This window comes from Leucobacter sp. 7(1) (assembly GCF_900163635.1).
GTDB lineage: Bacteria > Actinomycetota > Actinomycetes > Actinomycetales > Microbacteriaceae > Leucobacter.
The window spans coordinates 36,240-49,979 of the sequence record NZ_FUID01000082.1; the positions used below are offsets into that span (position 1 = coordinate 36,240).

A 13,740-nucleotide genomic window follows, 5' to 3' on the forward strand; every position below is an offset into this window, starting at 1 on the left:
GCTAGCGCCAGCGTGCGCCCCAGTTTTTTGATTCGCCCGCGGGGGCGATGGTCTGCGGCACGCCGGCGGGGTTGAGGTCGCGGAGCGCATCGGGGAGGAACGCGTCGGGCGCGTTTTGGTAGGCGACGGGACGCATGAAGCGGCTGATCGCGGCGGTGCCGACAGAGGTGCTCGTGTCGTTGGTTGTGGCGGGCCAGGGGCCGCCGTGCTGCTGTGCCGGGGTGACGGCAACGCCGGTGGACCAGCCGTTGAAGAGGACACGTCCGACCTGCTGACTCAGCGCGGCAACAAGCGCGCGGAGCTCGGCAACGTTTGCCGTTTCGCCGGTGGCTTCCTCGGCGCTCAGGTGGATCGTGCCTGTCAAGTTGCCCTCGTAGAACTCGGGCATGAGCGCGGCGAGGTCCTCGCCCGCGGGGGTCTCCACAAGGATGGAAAGAGGGCCGAATGCCTCCTCGACGAGGGCCTCGGCGCTTGTGCGGAAGTCAGCGAGGCTGACGCTGACAACGGTCGGGGTGGCCCAGCCGTGGCCAGCCTCATCGAAGCGGATCCCGCCGGGCAGCACGGCGGTGACGCCGGGGGCGTTCATGATCTCGGTGCGGCGCTCGTCGAAACTGCGGGCGATGCGGGGGTCGAGCAGGCGGTGTTCGGGCAGCTCGCCCGCGGCGTCCTGAAGTGCGGCCGCGAGTCCGGTGCCGGCCGGAACAAACACAAAGCCTGGCTTGGTGCAGAGCTGGCCGGCCGAGCCGGAAACGCTCGTGAGGAAGCCGGTGGCGATCTCTTCCGCGCGCTCGGCGATAGCGTCAGCGGTGATGAACACGGGGTTCACGCTGCCGAGCTCGCCGTAGAACGGGATGGGAGCGGGGCGGCTTGCCGCGATGTCGGCGAGCAGGCGGCCCACGGCGATCGAACCGGTGAACGCGCCTGCTTTGATGCGTGCGTCTTTGAGGACGGCGACGCCGGCCTCGCGGCCGTGGATGAGCTGGAACGTGCCCTCGGGCATGCCCGCTGCCGCGAGGGCCTCGGTCGCGACGGCTGCGGTGGCGTCGGAAAGCTCAGGGTGCCCCGAGTGCGCTTTCACAATAAGGGGGCAGCCCGCGGCGAGGATTGCCGCGGAATCGCCGCCCATAACGGAAAACGCGAACGGGAAGTTCGAGGCGGAGAAGTTGATGACGGGGCCGACCGGGAGGTGGGTGCGGCGGATGTCGGGGCGCACGCCGAGCGCGAAGTCGGGGTCGGCGTGGTCGATGCGGGCGTCGAGGTAACCGCCGTCCACGAGGGTGTCCGCGAACAGGCGCAATTGCACGGCGGTGCGGGTGACCTCTCCGGTGAGACGCACCTCGGTGAGCCCGGTTTCGCGCATGCCGATGGCGACAAGGGCGGGCTTGTGTGCTTCGAGCGCATCCGCGACGGCGACGATTGCGCGGGCGCGGTGTTCGGGGGTGGTGGCGGCGAACGCCGGGGCCGCGGCGGCAGCGCTCGCGACGACGGCCTCAAGTTCGGGGGAGAGGATCTCGGTCATGGTGTCCTTCACAGGTCAAGAAGCGGGGTGCTCTGCCGGTTCGGTGAAATCCTCCGCAGCCGAGTGCGGGGCCGAACAGCGTGGCTGAGCGTTAGTCTGCCACGCGATCCGGCCCCGCCGCCGTGTGCACTCTGACCAGTCCCGCCGGCGCGGGCTGTGCGGGAGCGCAGTGGCGGGAGCTACGCCGTTTTCGGCTGCTGTTGGGTAATGCAGTGGATTCCGCCGCCACGGGCGAAGAGCGGCCGGGCGTCGATCCCGATCACTGTGCGGCCTGGGTACACCTCGCGCAGGATCGCAAGTGCCCGCTCGTCTGCGGGGTCGTCGAACGCGCACGCAAGCACTGCGCCATTGATGACAACGTGGTTGATGTAGCTGTAGTCGACGAAGCCTTCGGCGTCGCGCAGCGCCGCGGGTGCGGGCATGTCGATGATCTCGAAGTGTGCGGAGGTATCCGTGCGGTACTGCTCGGCAACGCGACGGTTGGTCCGCGCGATCTCGTGGTCCGGATGTGACGTGGCGTTCTGCTGGTGCATCAGCAGTACGTCGGGAGTGGTAAACGCGGCCAAGATGTCTGAGTGGCCGCGGGTGCCAAACGTCTCGTGGTCGCGCGTCAGGCCACGCGGCAGCCACAGGAAGCTCTCCGCGCCGATGGTGCGCTGCAGCTCAGCCTCGACCTGTTCCTGGCTCCAGCCCGGATTGCGGCCCGGATCGAGCTGCACGGTTTTTGTCACCACAACGCGACCCGTGCCGTCGACCTGGATGCCGCCGCCCTCGTTGGTCATCTGGGAATCGATGAGTTCGGCCCCGGCCGCCTCGGCGACGATGCGGCCGATGTGCTGGTCATGCTCCCAGCTCGCCCAGTCCTGTCCACCCCAGCCGTTGAACACGTAGTTCACCGCGCCCAGTCGACCGTCATCGCCGATCACGAAGCTCGGGCCGATGTCACGCATCCACGCGTCATCCAGCGGGGCGACGATGCGGTCGATCTGGCCGGCGAGGTACCGTGCCGCGACGGCCTCGTCGCCCGGGTTCACCACGACGGTGACGGCCTCGTGCTCGCTCGCGGCGTTCGCGACGGCGGCCCAGGTGCTGCGCGCCTCTTCGACCTCCGCCTCGGTTTCGCCCAGCGTGTAGCCGCTTGTGGGCCAGGCCAGCCAGAGGCGTTCCTGCTCGTGTCCTTCGATTGGCATGCGCCAGGTTGTCATCGGGGGCTCCTTCGGGAAGGGTCGGGGGCCACTGCCGCCAATGTTACTGGGTGAGTGACCAATAAGGAAGCGCGGCTAAGCTGTGGGGATGCACACAGGAGTGAAAGCCGCAGTCCAGCTCTATATCGACGGATGCGCGGCGGCGGATCCCAGCAGAGTCGCTGACGCCTTTGATGCGGGGGCGGTGATGTGGGGATACCTGGGAAGCGAATACGTCACGATGACCGGTGCGGAATTCGCGACGCAGGTTGTCGGGACGGCCGTGCCCGCAGGGCCGGAGTATCGCGCGGAGATTCAGCGCATTGAGGTGACGGGGAAAGTTGCCTCCGCGGTTCTCGTGGAATCCGGATTCCTCGGCGCAGACTTTCGCAATGAACTGGGGCTCGTCGAGCGCGACGGGCGCTGGCGGATCGTGAGCAAGGTGTTCACGACGCTCGCTGCGGAGTAATTCACGCGCTGTGCACGAATGACGTGCGCGAAAACCTTCACCGTATGTAGGATATGTGCGACCGGGTTCAGAGTGGACCCCGGAGCGATGGAGGTTGCAGTGACGCAGCATGTACGAGTGTCCGAGGTATTCGAGCGTATTCCCGCGGCGGGTCCGCTGGAGGCCCCGCTCGGTGTCTCGACGACGGGACCGACGAACACCTGGCTCGAAGAGTTTACGACGGATAGTGAGCGCGGGATCCACACGGGCTTCTGGCGCTGCGATCCCGGAGTATCCGAGTGGAACTTTGACGGAATGGGTGAGGTGATCCACGTCCTTGCCGGCCGGATGACCGTCACTGAGAACGGCGGAACACCGGTCGAGCTCGGCCCGGGCGACGTCGCCTCCTTCCCCGATGGATGGCGGGGGACGTGGGAGATTACGGAGGCGTTGGAGAAATTCTACGTGATGCTCTAGCGGGCAATCGTCGCAACCGGGGCCGGGTATCCAGTGTGGATCCCCGGCCCCGGTTGTGTCTGTGACTCGGGAATCGGTTCACAAATGGGTCTTATTCATGCATTGACAAATGAATTTTGTAGAAACGGCACGGAATTGACGCACTCTTTCTTCTAATGGCTTGCCGATAAAAACATCTAGATGTAGGTTGAATCTAGTTCTCGCTGGCGAGGACGCCCGAACCGTCGACGTACAAGGGAGTACTCAGCGACCATGTCACACGAAAATACAGTCCTCGAGCATGACGAGGATGCCGCGCACCTCGCGTCCCTCGGCTACTCATACGACACGACGTTCAAGCGGGAGATGAGCTTCTGGGGCAACGTGTCCCTCGGATTCACCTACCTCTCGCCCATCGCCGGCATCTACTCGATGTTCGCGATCTCCCTCGGCCAAGCCGGCCCGCCGATGGCTTGGGCGCTTGTCATCGCCCTCGTTGGCCAGTTCTTTGTGGCCCTCATCTTCGGTGAGGTCGTCTCGAACTATCCGGTCGCCGGCGGAGTGTATCCCTGGTCCCGGCGCCTCTGGGGGCGCAAGTGGGCGTGGATGAACGGCTGGATCTACGTTGTCGCCCTTGTCGGAACGATTGCCGCGGTCGCCTACGGTGCCGCGCCGTTCATTGCCTCGGTCTTCGGGACCGAGCTGGGCGCCGGGGGTACGGTGCTTGTCGCACTCGGCACCCTCGTGATCGCCACGATCCTGAACTTCTCAGGCACCAAGGTGCTCAGCCTCGCGGCGACCGTCGGCCTGATCGCAGAGATGATCGGGGCCGTGGTGATTAGCCTCTACCTTGTGCTCTTCCACCGACAGCACGACTTCTCGATCTTCTTCGACAATCAGGGCATCGGAAATGATGCTCCCGGCGGGTACCTCGGTGCCTTCGCCGCGGCCGCGCTCATCGGTATGTTCGCCTACTACGGCTTCGAAGCCAACGGTGACGTTGCGGAAGAAATCAAGGATCCGAGCCGTCGCGTTCCCAAGGCGATGCGCATGACGCTATACATCGGCGGTTTTGCCGCGAACCTGCTTGTATTCTCGCTCGTGCTGGCGGTGCCCGACTTCCAGGCCGTCGCGAGTGGTGAGGACGCCGATCCCATTGGTGCGATGCTGCACAACGCATTCGGCCCGATCTTCCCCGTCGTCATGTTTGTGATCGTCGTCGCATTCCTCTCCTGCATCACGAGCCTGCAGGCCGCCGCGAGCCGCCTCATCTACTCGATGGGCCGAGATGGCTTCCTCCCGGCGTCCCACTTCCTCGCAAAGTTCAATGAGCGTCGCCACGTGCCGCACAACGCGCTGCTCATGGCTGCGCTCTTCCCGGCGGCCGTCGTTGTGTTCTCGCTGCTGCTCGAGAATGCGCTCACTGCAATGGTGGGCTTTGGCACCGTCGGTATCTACATGGGCTTCCAGATGGTCGTGCTCGCCGCACTTCGAGCTCGGATCATGGGGTGGAAGCCCGCCGGGAAGTTCCGCCTTGGTGCCTGGGCCTACCCAGTGAACATCATTGCGCTCGTCTGGGGCGTCGCCGCTGTGGCGAACATCCTCTGGCCGCGCCCCACGGGTGGCGGCTGGGCGGAGGACTACCTGCTCATCATGACCACCGTCGGCGTCATTGCCGTCGGCTGGATCTACATGCTCGTATCCAAGGCGTACCAGCGCGGTGACGCGCCGGCCGCCGATGCGAGTGGCCCCATCAAGACCGTCCGCTAAGAAATCCCGACGCGGGAGCGCCCTCGGCCCGATCGGGCCGAGGGCGCTCCCGCGCCCGGGCACCTCAGAAAGGCTCTGCATATGTCAGATCTCGCTGTCGATCCCGCCCCGTTCCTCGCCACAGCGGGGGAGCGCGCGGATGGCCCGCTGATCCCGATGGTTGTCTCGTTGACGTTCCCCGGGATGGATCGGGGTGCGCATGACCTGCAAGATTCCTTCACGCGGATCGCCTTTGATGCGGTTCGTGCGGCGGGTGGTCGGCCACGCCTTGTGGATTCCGCGGATCCGGCGCGAGCCGAGCACGCCGCGCTGCTCGCGGAGGCCGACGGGATCGTGTTTCTGGGCGGGGGTGACGTTGCCGGTGCCTGCTACGGGTACGACGGGCAGCCGCCCGCGAACGAGTACGGGGTGGATCAGCGCGCCGACGAGTTTTGCCTTGCGGCGATCCAGGACAGCGTGGCGCGGGATCTTCCGACGCTCGCGATCTGTCGCGGCTCGCAGCTCCTCAGCGTCGCGTTCGGCGGCACGCTCATCCCCGACATCGAGAACTGGCAACTGCACCGTGGGCAGTCGCCGCTCTTCATTGACGAGGAGGTGCTGCTCGAACCGGGATCGGAGATCGCGCGGATCCTGGGGCGCACTGCAGTTACTGTCCGAAACGGGCACCATCAGGCCGTGGCGACCGTGGGGCCGGAGCTTCGCGTAAGCGCGCGTGCCCACGACGGGATCATCGAGGGGACTGAGCATCGCCTCGCGAGCTGGGTCGTCGGTGTGCAGTGGCATCCGGAGGAGCCCGCCGCGAACCCGGAGGATCGGGCGCGGATCTTTGGCGAGGTCGTGGCGCGAGCCAGGACGCGGGCCGCAGCGCGGTAACGCAACGCCGAAGGGGGCCTTGCCGGTGGATCCATCACCGGCAAGGCCCCCTTCGGCGTGACTCGACTACGCGGCTACGCTCGCGGCGTCCAGCACGCCGGGCAGCCACTCAAGCGCCACGTCGCTGCCGAGATCCCACGATGAGGCGTCGTGCCGCCCGTACTCACCAACGCGCACGGCGCCCTGCGCTGCGAAGCGGCGGTCGAGGTGTTCGCTGCCCTGGCTGTAGGTCTCTTCGTAGAACGTGTCGCCGAGCCCGAACACCGCGTAGCGTACGCCGCCCAAGGTGGGCGGCGCGGCATCGAAGGCCTCGATGAACGGCAGCGCCGTATTGGGCGGATCGCCTTCGCCGTGCGTGGAGCAGACGATCACCACAAAGCGCTCAGGAACAAGCCCGGCAGGGTCGAAATCCTGCAGGTCGAAGACCTCGACGTCGTCGTGGGTCTCGCGCAGCTTCGCGCCGAGATCCTCGGCGATCAGCTCTGAGTTGCCGGATTCTGTGCCGTAGAGAACCGTGAATTTCACAGGAGGATGTCCTTTCATGCCTGGGCCTGGGGGAGTGCCGCACCGCGAGCGATGGCGGCCATTTGGGTGTGGTCGGGGAGTTTTGTGCGGACGCGGCCGGGACGGGCTGTTGCGCACTCATGGGCGTCGAGGACCTGCCACTGCGCGAAACTGATGGCGCGGTCCTGAACCCTGGCAGGGAGCCCTCCGAAACCAAACTTTCCGGGATCGGTGGCGAGTGTCCCGTCCGAAAGGTCTGCGACGATCTCCTCGGCCACGGACTTGGCGCACGCTCGGTTCTCGGGGATCGCGCCGTTCGGGCCGCGCTTGGCCCAGCCCGTGCGATAGACGCCCGGGCGAATTCTGCCGGTGGGAGAGGCGGCCGGGAGCGCGGAGAGGTTCGCGGCGTCGCCGTTGCTTGCCAGCCCATCAAAGCCGATTGCGGTGATCACCGCGGTCGCCGGGATCAGTCGTGTGACACCACCGAGCTCGACCGTGACCCCGGTGACGCGGTCTGTGCCCTCAAAGCGCACGGGGACCGCCCCGAAGTGGAGCGTGACGTTCGGGCCGGGGTGTGCCGGCCGGTCCGGCGCGGTGAGCTCTGCGACCGCCGCGACCCGAGCGGTTGTGGTCCGATCCGCACCCTCAGGCAAGGTGAGTGCCGCGGCATCTGTTGTGTAGCGACCACGCTCCAGGCCCGCGAGTTCCTTGAACATCTGCGGGTCGCCCTTCGCGTGCGCGACGTCTGAGCGGCTGAGAATCGTGATGCGTTGCGCGGGATCCGCGAGATAGGGCGCGAGCGCCGTGTCGGCGACGTCGCTCTGCGCGTAGCCTTCCTTGTCTTTGACGAGGAAGCGCAGTACGTCGAGCGCGACGTTTCCGGCTCCGACGATGACAACGTCGGCGCCGAGCTCGGGGAGCGCTGCGGCCGTATCGGGGTGTGCGTTCAACACGCGCGTGAGCGCGCCCGCGCCCACGACCCCGGGAAGTGTGCCACCGGGAACCGTGAGCGCCCGGTCGGCGCTCAGTCCAGTGGCGAATACAACCGCGTCGAAGTGCTCCTGGAGCTCGGCGAGCGTGACGTCGGCACCGATCACGCCATCGGTGTCAATCGCGACATCGCCGGCAAAGCGAACGTTCGGCGCGGCGAAGAGCCGCTCGAACTGCCGGGTGATTGCCTTGGTGTGCTGGTGGTCGGCAGCGATTCCATAGCGGATCAGGCCGAACGGGGAAGGGAGCCTGTCAAACAGGGTGAGCTCGCACCCGGGCAACGAGCGCACGAGTGACTGCGCCAGATAGCAGCCGGCGGGGCCGCTGCCGATGATGGCGATGCGGGGGGTCGGGAGGGACGGCATCACAGCTCCTTCGCGTGATCGGTTCGGCCCGAATCTCGCCGCGCTGCGAGACCGGTTGCCGCAAGTGTATCGATAAACATTGCACTTGTGAATGTTTTAATCACATTGCACAACTTTGTGTCGAGAGATCCTTTGATGCACTTGCAAAATAAAACATTCATCGATAACTTATTTTCAACCGGTCGTCCACGGCAACAGCGTTGGATGACGTTCGACGAAGGAGTACGAATGCCCGGAATCTTGGTGGATACGGATCTGCCATACCTCGATATCGCGTCGCCCGAGTTTGCGATGAACTCTGAGGCAGTGCGGGACGCCCGCTCCCGCAGCTGGGTTGCCCGCACGAACTATGGCTTTGGCGTGCTGCGCTACCGCGAGGTGACGGAGCTACTCAAGCACCCGAGCCTCAACCAGGGCAGCGCCAAGTGGCCCGAACTCAACGGTGTGCATTCCGGCCTGTTTCACGAGTGGTGGTCGAAGAACTTGCTGGTCCTCGAGGGCGACGAGCATCACCGGATCCGACGCCTGCTCAATCCGGCATTCTCCCCGACTCAAGCGCGCCGCCTCGAACCCGAGTTCGCTCAGATCGCGACGGAGCTCATCGACGAGATGGTTGCGCTCCAGGCAAGCGGTGCCGAGGTCGACTTTGTCGCCGCGTTTGCCGAGCCGTTCGCGACGCGCGCGCTGTGCGCCATGCTCGGCCTCTCCCACGAACACTGGCCCTTTATCGCCGACCGCGCCAACACCGTCGGCTACGCGCTCGCGGTCTCGATCAAGGACGACATCGAGCGAATCGACGTCGCCGTTCAGGAGCTGTACGACTTCGTTGAGCAGTTGATCACCGAGCGGCGGGCCAACCCCGGGCAGGACGTTGTTTCGCGACTCGTGCAGTTTTCTGCGGACGGCGACAAGCTCAGCGACGCGGAGCTGCGGAACGCCCTCGTGCTGATGCTGTTTGGCGGTATGGACACAACCAGGAATCAGATCGGCCTGATCTTGCAGACGTTCATGCGCAATCCGGAGCAGTGGGAGAAGCTCGCCGATCGCCCCGAAGAACTGGCGAAGCCGGCGCTCGAAGAGGGCCTGCGGGTCAACCCGACAACGCGCTGGGTCACCCGGGAGGCCAACGAGGACTTCGAATACGAGGGCCTGCAGATCGCGAAGGGCACCACCGTGCACCTCTTCACGATGTCGAGTGGGACTGACCCCGAGGCGTTCCCGAATCCCGAGATCGACATTGACGCAGAGGATCGCAAGCCCCACCAGACCTTTGGTGGGGGTGTGCACCACTGCCTGGGCCACTACATCGCCCGAGCTGACATGGGAATCGCGCTGCCGATGCTTGCGCAGCGCATTGCCGAGGTTGCGTGCCCCGGCGGCGATGAGTGGCTCCCGGACTCGGGCAACCACGGCCCCGTCAAACTTCCCATCACCTTCACGGTGCGCTAACCCGCATCACCCCTTTTGGGCCACCGCCTCGGCGGCCCCGGGCAGTGCTGCCCGAACAGAGACCTTCCAACGATGAAAGGACCCACATGTCTGACCTCAAGACCGGCGGGAGCTTTGGTGCCGCGCTGCGCGAGATCCTGAGCGACACCACCGCGTTTGCCCGCCACCAGGAGGCAAACCTCCGCCCCGAGACGCTCGCGGTACTCGGCGAACGCATCCGGGAAACCGGCGTGAAGTACATCTACTACATGATCCCGACGCTCGGAAGCCGCACCGTGGCGAAGGTTGTGCCCGCCGAACACTACGAGCGCATGCTCCGAAAGGGGATCGCCTTCCACCGCACCGCGCTCACAGATCTCCAAACGAGCCGCGAGGGCGAGCTTATCGGCGGCGGCGTGGACGCCCACGAGTTCTGGGGACTCCCCGAACCCGAGACGTTCCAGGTGCTGCCCTGGGATCCCGAGGTAGGACGCATGTTCTGCACGGCCTATGATCCGCCGCAGCTCGGCGAGGGATCGGGCTGCCTGATCCCACTCGACACCCGCGCTCTGTTCCGGGCCGCACACCGCTCCTTCACTGAGCGCACCGGGCTGGAACTGCGCAGTGGACTCGAACCCGAGATGACGTGGACCGGGCCCGGCATGGAAGTCTCCTGTAAGGATGACCAGAGCCCCGCCTACCAGGTCGAAAACCTCGAGAAGATGCGGCCCGTGTTTAAGAAGGTCATCAGTTACGCACAAGCGATGGACTTCGCCATGATCCAGGGCGACTACGAGGACGACGGCCAACTCGAACTGAACTGGGACTTCGACCGAGCGGAGCTCACCGCCGAGCGGATGACAACCTACAGGCAGATCTGCAAACAGGCCGCTCGCGAGCTCGGGCTGCACGCGAGCTTCATGGCAAAGCCGTATAACGGCAAGATGGGCAACGGGTGCCATCACAATCTCAGCCTCTGGCGCGACGGCGAAAACATTATTGAGGACGGCCGCGTCGAGCTGCACGTGACGGAAACCGCACGCCACGCCATCAGTGGCATGCTGCGCCACACCCCGGGTTCGATGCTCGTCATGGGGTCCACTGTGAACTCCTATAAGCGGTACTGGGATGCCGGCCAGTTCGCTCCCTCCGGGGCCGACTGGGGGCTCGATACGCGTGGCGTGGCGCTCCGGATCTCCGCGAACGGGCGGATGGAATACCGCCTGCCCGATGCGAGCGTGAACCCGCACCTGTCCCACCTCTACCTCCTTGCCGCGATCGAGCGGGGCCTGGAGACGAAGCTTGACCCGGGCGATCCGGGCACGCCGAGCGCGGCACTCGCGGACGTTGTTGTCCCGAACACCCTCGGCAGCGCTATCGAAGCGTTCGAGGCCGACGAGTACCTCATGGCCGCGATGCCCGAGGAGCTCACACGCATCTTCCTGCAACTCAAGCGGGACGAATGGGCGCGCTACTGCGGCCAGATTTCACAGTGGGAATTCGATCAGTACTGGGAGGCAATTCCGTGACCACCACCACGCCCCGCACGCTCCGACTCGCGTGCATCGATTCAGAAGCCCTGCCGCTCTTTTCGAAGAGCCCCGACGGGATCACCCGCGGTGGCTATGAGCCCGAGGCCGCGGCCCTCGTCGCCGAACGCCTCGGTGCCACGATCGAGTGGGTCATGCTCCCCTGGGAAGACATGATCCCCGCCGTGCGCCGTGGCGACGCCGACGCGGTGTGGTGCGGTCAGGGGATGACCGAGGAGCGCGCAGCGCTTGTCGACTTCACCCAGCCCTACGCCGTATTTAACGAGACACTGATTGTGCGCGCAGACGATCCGGCGCGTGCCGCGTCGGACCTCGCCGGATACAAGATCGGTGCCATCGCGAACTCCACGAACATGAAGCTCGCGGAGACCTTCCCCGGCGTCGAACTTGTGAGCTTCGGTGCGAGCGACGACGTGTTCCGAGACATGATTGAGGCGACCCGTTCCGGCGAAGTCGACGGCTTTGTCGACGACGACGTCGTGATGATTCCGCTGGGACAGGAAGACCCCGACTTCGTCGAAGCGTTCACCGTGCTCACCGGGAATCGCTGGGGGATCGGTGTTGCGCCCGGCAATGACGCGCTGCGCGCAGAGATCAACGCCGCGCTCACCGCGGTCGTAAAAGATGGCTCCCTCGAACGTGTGTGGACGCGGTGGATGCCGCTGCTTCCGTTCCCGCTGAAGCCTCAGGCGTAGCCATGGGTGCACCGCGCATTGGCGTTGCCGGGATGTTGTCGAATCAGATCCACGGGCTCCGCTTCGACGGCTCTGTGGTGGCGTCAGCGGTGCTCCGCTCCGTGGTCCGCGCCGGCGGCGAGCCCCTCACGCTGTTCGCGGAGGGGCCGTCGCCCGCTGACGAGCGGTTGCGGGGCATCGACGGACTTCTGCTCCCCGGGGGGTTTGACATCGATCCTGCCCGGTACGGTCAGGACGCGCTGCCCACCACTGTGACTGCGGACTTCGCTGCGCAGGACCAGTTCGAGGCGGATCTGTTGGCGGCCGCGATCGACGCGGGGATTCCTGTCCTCGCGATCTGCCGCGGCTTCCAGCTGCTGAATGTCGAGCACGGCGGCACCATGGTGCAGGATCTCCCCGCCGACAGTGTGCACCGCAATAGCGTGCACCCCGTTGACCTCGCGCCGGACTCGGCGCTCGCCGCCGCGCTCGGGGTGACCTCGCTCGCGGTATCGTCCTACCATCACCAGGCCGTCGACGTGGTGGGCATCGGCCTGCGCGTGGTCGGCCGTGCCGCGGACGGTATCGTGGAGGCCCTCGAACACGAGCGTGCTGAGATGCTCGCCGTACAGTGGCATCCTGAGGATACGTCTGCAACGGACCCTACGCAGCAGGCCCTGTTTGATTGGCTTGTGGAGCGCGCTGCCGTGCGCGCCTCCCGAGAGGAAAGGACCGCCGCATGAGCGAGCAGGCACGCGTACTCGTGATCGAGCACCAGGGGAACGCGGGGATCGGGCACTTTGCGGATCGCATTGCCGCGCACGGTGTCACGTTGGAGACCGTGGGGCCAGATGCCGGTGCACCGCTTCCCGCGTCGCTGGACGGGTATGACGGACTGATTGTCCTGGGCGGCTCGATGGGGCCCACCGACGACAACGCGGCTCCGTGGCTGCCGGCGACCCGCGCGCTCCTGCGTGAGGGTGTCGCACGGGAACTGCCGACGCTTGGGATTTGTCTCGGCGCACAGCTTTTGGCTACCGCAACTGGGGGAGCGGTGCGGAACATGCCGGCCGGACCCGAGGTCGGGCTCACGAGTGTGGGTTTCGCGGCCCACGCCGCGGACGATCCGCTGTTTGGGGACCTCGCTGGAGATGCAGTGCCCACGGTGCAGTGGCACTGGCTGGAGGCCGCCGAGCTCCCCGCTCAGGCAGAAGTACTCGCCTCGAACGCGGCCTGCCGAAACCAGGCGTTCCGGGTGGGCCCCGCTGCCTGGGGTGTGCAGTTTCATCCGGAAGCGCTCACCGGTACTGCGGAAGACTGGGTCATCGAGGAGGGGGACGGGCTTGATGAGCTTGGCCTCTCCGGACCCGCGGTGGTGGCCGAGGTGCGCGAGGCGGAGCCGCGGCTGCGCGAGCTCTGGGGCGGCATCGCCGAGCGCTTCGCGTCGATCGTCCGGGACTAGGCACCCCCGCGCCACCGAAGGGTGAGTTGTGGCTGCTTCCCGATACGGAAGCAGCCACAACTCACCCTTCTGCGTTCTGCGTGCACAGTCCCGCGCCTCATATCTGTTATTCTAGATTTATGGATATTGAAGCGGGGATCGACCTGGGTGCGGTGTACAGCGCTCTCGCGAACGATACGCGACGGGAAATTCTCGAGCTTTTGAAGCACCCCGAGGTGCACTTTGAGTCCGAGCGCTATCGAGATCTCGGACTGGATCTCGCCGATGGGGTCTGCGTGCAGGACATCCAGCGGGCGGCAGGGATCTCGCAATCCGTCACCTCCGGGTATCTCAAGATGCTGCAGAACGCAGGGTTCTTGACGTCCTACCGGGAGGGTCGCTGGACCTACTACCGCCGCGACGAAGCCGCGATTCGCGAGATCGCGGCTCGGATGCGCGCCGCCCTCGCGAGCTGAGCGACGCCCCGCGCAGTCCCGTGCGGAAACCGACTTTTGTGCGCCCAAAAACACGTGGAATG

14 protein-coding genes are annotated in these 13,740 nt (G+C 65.8%); 10 read left to right on the plus strand and 4 right to left on the minus strand.

Annotated elements, in window-relative coordinates; genetic code table 11:
• Position 1 precedes the first annotated feature (1 nt).
• Together FM113_RS15410 and FM113_RS15415 are read right to left on the minus strand one after the other, a co-directional pair.
• The gene (locus FM113_RS15410) at positions 2 to 1,519 is read right to left on the minus strand and encodes an aldehyde dehydrogenase (NADP(+)) (protein ID WP_087015716.1); all 1,518 of its coding nucleotides are present in this window, start codon (positions 1,517 to 1,519) and stop codon (positions 2 to 4) included.
• Between the two features lie 179 nt (positions 1,520 to 1,698).
• Positions 1,699 to 2,724 carry an agmatine/peptidylarginine deiminase gene (locus FM113_RS15415; RefSeq protein WP_087015717.1) on the minus strand — a complete coding sequence of 342 codons (1,026 nt, stop codon included), beginning with the start codon at positions 2,722 to 2,724 and terminating at the stop codon, positions 1,699 to 1,701.
• Positions 2,725 to 2,812: 88 nt separating this feature from the next.
• On the opposite strand from FM113_RS15415, the gene FM113_RS15420 reads away from it, so the two are divergent.
• The 4 genes from FM113_RS15420 to FM113_RS15435 all read left to right on the plus strand — a co-directional run bounded on the left by FM113_RS15420 (position 2,813) and on the right by FM113_RS15435 (position 6,250).
• Positions 2,813 to 3,172 carry a nuclear transport factor 2 family protein gene (locus FM113_RS15420; protein WP_087015718.1) on the plus strand — a complete coding sequence of 120 codons (360 nt, stop codon included), beginning with the start codon at positions 2,813 to 2,815 and terminating at the stop codon, positions 3,170 to 3,172.
• A gap of 99 nt (positions 3,173 to 3,271) precedes the next feature.
• Positions 3,272 to 3,628 carry a cupin domain-containing protein gene (locus FM113_RS15425; protein WP_217896034.1) on the plus strand — a complete coding sequence of 119 codons (357 nt, stop codon included), beginning with the start codon at positions 3,272 to 3,274 and terminating at the stop codon, positions 3,626 to 3,628.
• A 252-nt stretch (positions 3,629 to 3,880) separates the two neighbouring features.
• Positions 3,881 to 5,377, plus strand: coding sequence for an APC family permease (locus FM113_RS15430; RefSeq protein WP_087015720.1), 1,497 nt, complete (start codon positions 3,881 to 3,883; stop codon positions 5,375 to 5,377).
• An 81-nt stretch (positions 5,378 to 5,458) separates the two neighbouring features.
• Positions 5,459 to 6,250, plus strand: a complete 792-nt coding sequence (locus FM113_RS15435; protein ID WP_087015721.1) for a gamma-glutamyl-gamma-aminobutyrate hydrolase family protein — start codon at positions 5,459 to 5,461, stop codon at positions 6,248 to 6,250.
• A 66-nt stretch (positions 6,251 to 6,316) separates the two neighbouring features.
• Here FM113_RS15435 and FM113_RS15440 read toward each other — a convergent pair whose 3' ends face one another.
• A complete protein-coding gene (locus FM113_RS15440; RefSeq protein ID WP_087015722.1) occupies positions 6,317 to 6,775 on the minus strand; it encodes a flavodoxin domain-containing protein in 459 nt (152 codons plus the stop codon).
• Between the two features lie 14 nt (positions 6,776 to 6,789).
• Positions 6,790 to 8,109 (minus strand): FAD-dependent oxidoreductase, encoded by a 1,320-nt coding sequence (locus FM113_RS15445; RefSeq protein WP_087015723.1) that lies wholly within the window; start codon positions 8,107 to 8,109, stop codon positions 6,790 to 6,792.
• A 228-nt stretch (positions 8,110 to 8,337) separates the two neighbouring features.
• Here FM113_RS15445 and FM113_RS15450 point away from each other — a divergent pair, with 228 nt between their 5' ends.
• The 6 genes from FM113_RS15450 (at position 8,338) to FM113_RS15475 (ending at position 13,678) form a co-directional block, all read left to right on the plus strand.
• Positions 8,338 to 9,558, plus strand: coding sequence for a cytochrome P450 (locus FM113_RS15450; RefSeq protein WP_087015724.1), 1,221 nt, complete (start codon positions 8,338 to 8,340; stop codon positions 9,556 to 9,558).
• Positions 9,559 to 9,644: 86 nt separating this feature from the next.
• Positions 9,645 to 11,066, plus strand: coding sequence for a glutamine synthetase family protein (locus FM113_RS15455; RefSeq protein WP_087015725.1), 1,422 nt, complete (start codon positions 9,645 to 9,647; stop codon positions 11,064 to 11,066).
• The gene (locus FM113_RS15460; RefSeq protein WP_254909042.1) at positions 11,063 to 11,782 is read left to right on the plus strand and encodes an ABC transporter substrate-binding protein; all 720 of its coding nucleotides are present in this window, start codon (positions 11,063 to 11,065) and stop codon (positions 11,780 to 11,782) included. The genes FM113_RS15455 and FM113_RS15460 overlap by 4 nt, the downstream gene beginning before the upstream one ends.
• 2 nt (positions 11,783 to 11,784) lie before the next feature.
• Positions 11,785 to 12,504: a gamma-glutamyl-gamma-aminobutyrate hydrolase family protein gene (locus FM113_RS15465; RefSeq protein ID WP_087015727.1), complete on the plus strand. Its 720-nt coding sequence runs from the start codon at positions 11,785 to 11,787 to the stop codon at positions 12,502 to 12,504.
• Positions 12,501 to 13,223 carry a type 1 glutamine amidotransferase gene (locus FM113_RS15470; RefSeq protein ID WP_087015728.1) on the plus strand — a complete coding sequence of 241 codons (723 nt, stop codon included), beginning with the start codon at positions 12,501 to 12,503 and terminating at the stop codon, positions 13,221 to 13,223. The genes FM113_RS15465 and FM113_RS15470 overlap by 4 nt, the downstream gene beginning before the upstream one ends.
• Before the next feature lie 119 nt (positions 13,224 to 13,342).
• The gene (locus tag FM113_RS15475; protein WP_087015729.1) at positions 13,343 to 13,678 is read left to right on the plus strand and encodes a helix-turn-helix transcriptional regulator; all 336 of its coding nucleotides are present in this window, start codon (positions 13,343 to 13,345) and stop codon (positions 13,676 to 13,678) included.
• Positions 13,679 to 13,740: the final 62 nt, after the last annotated feature.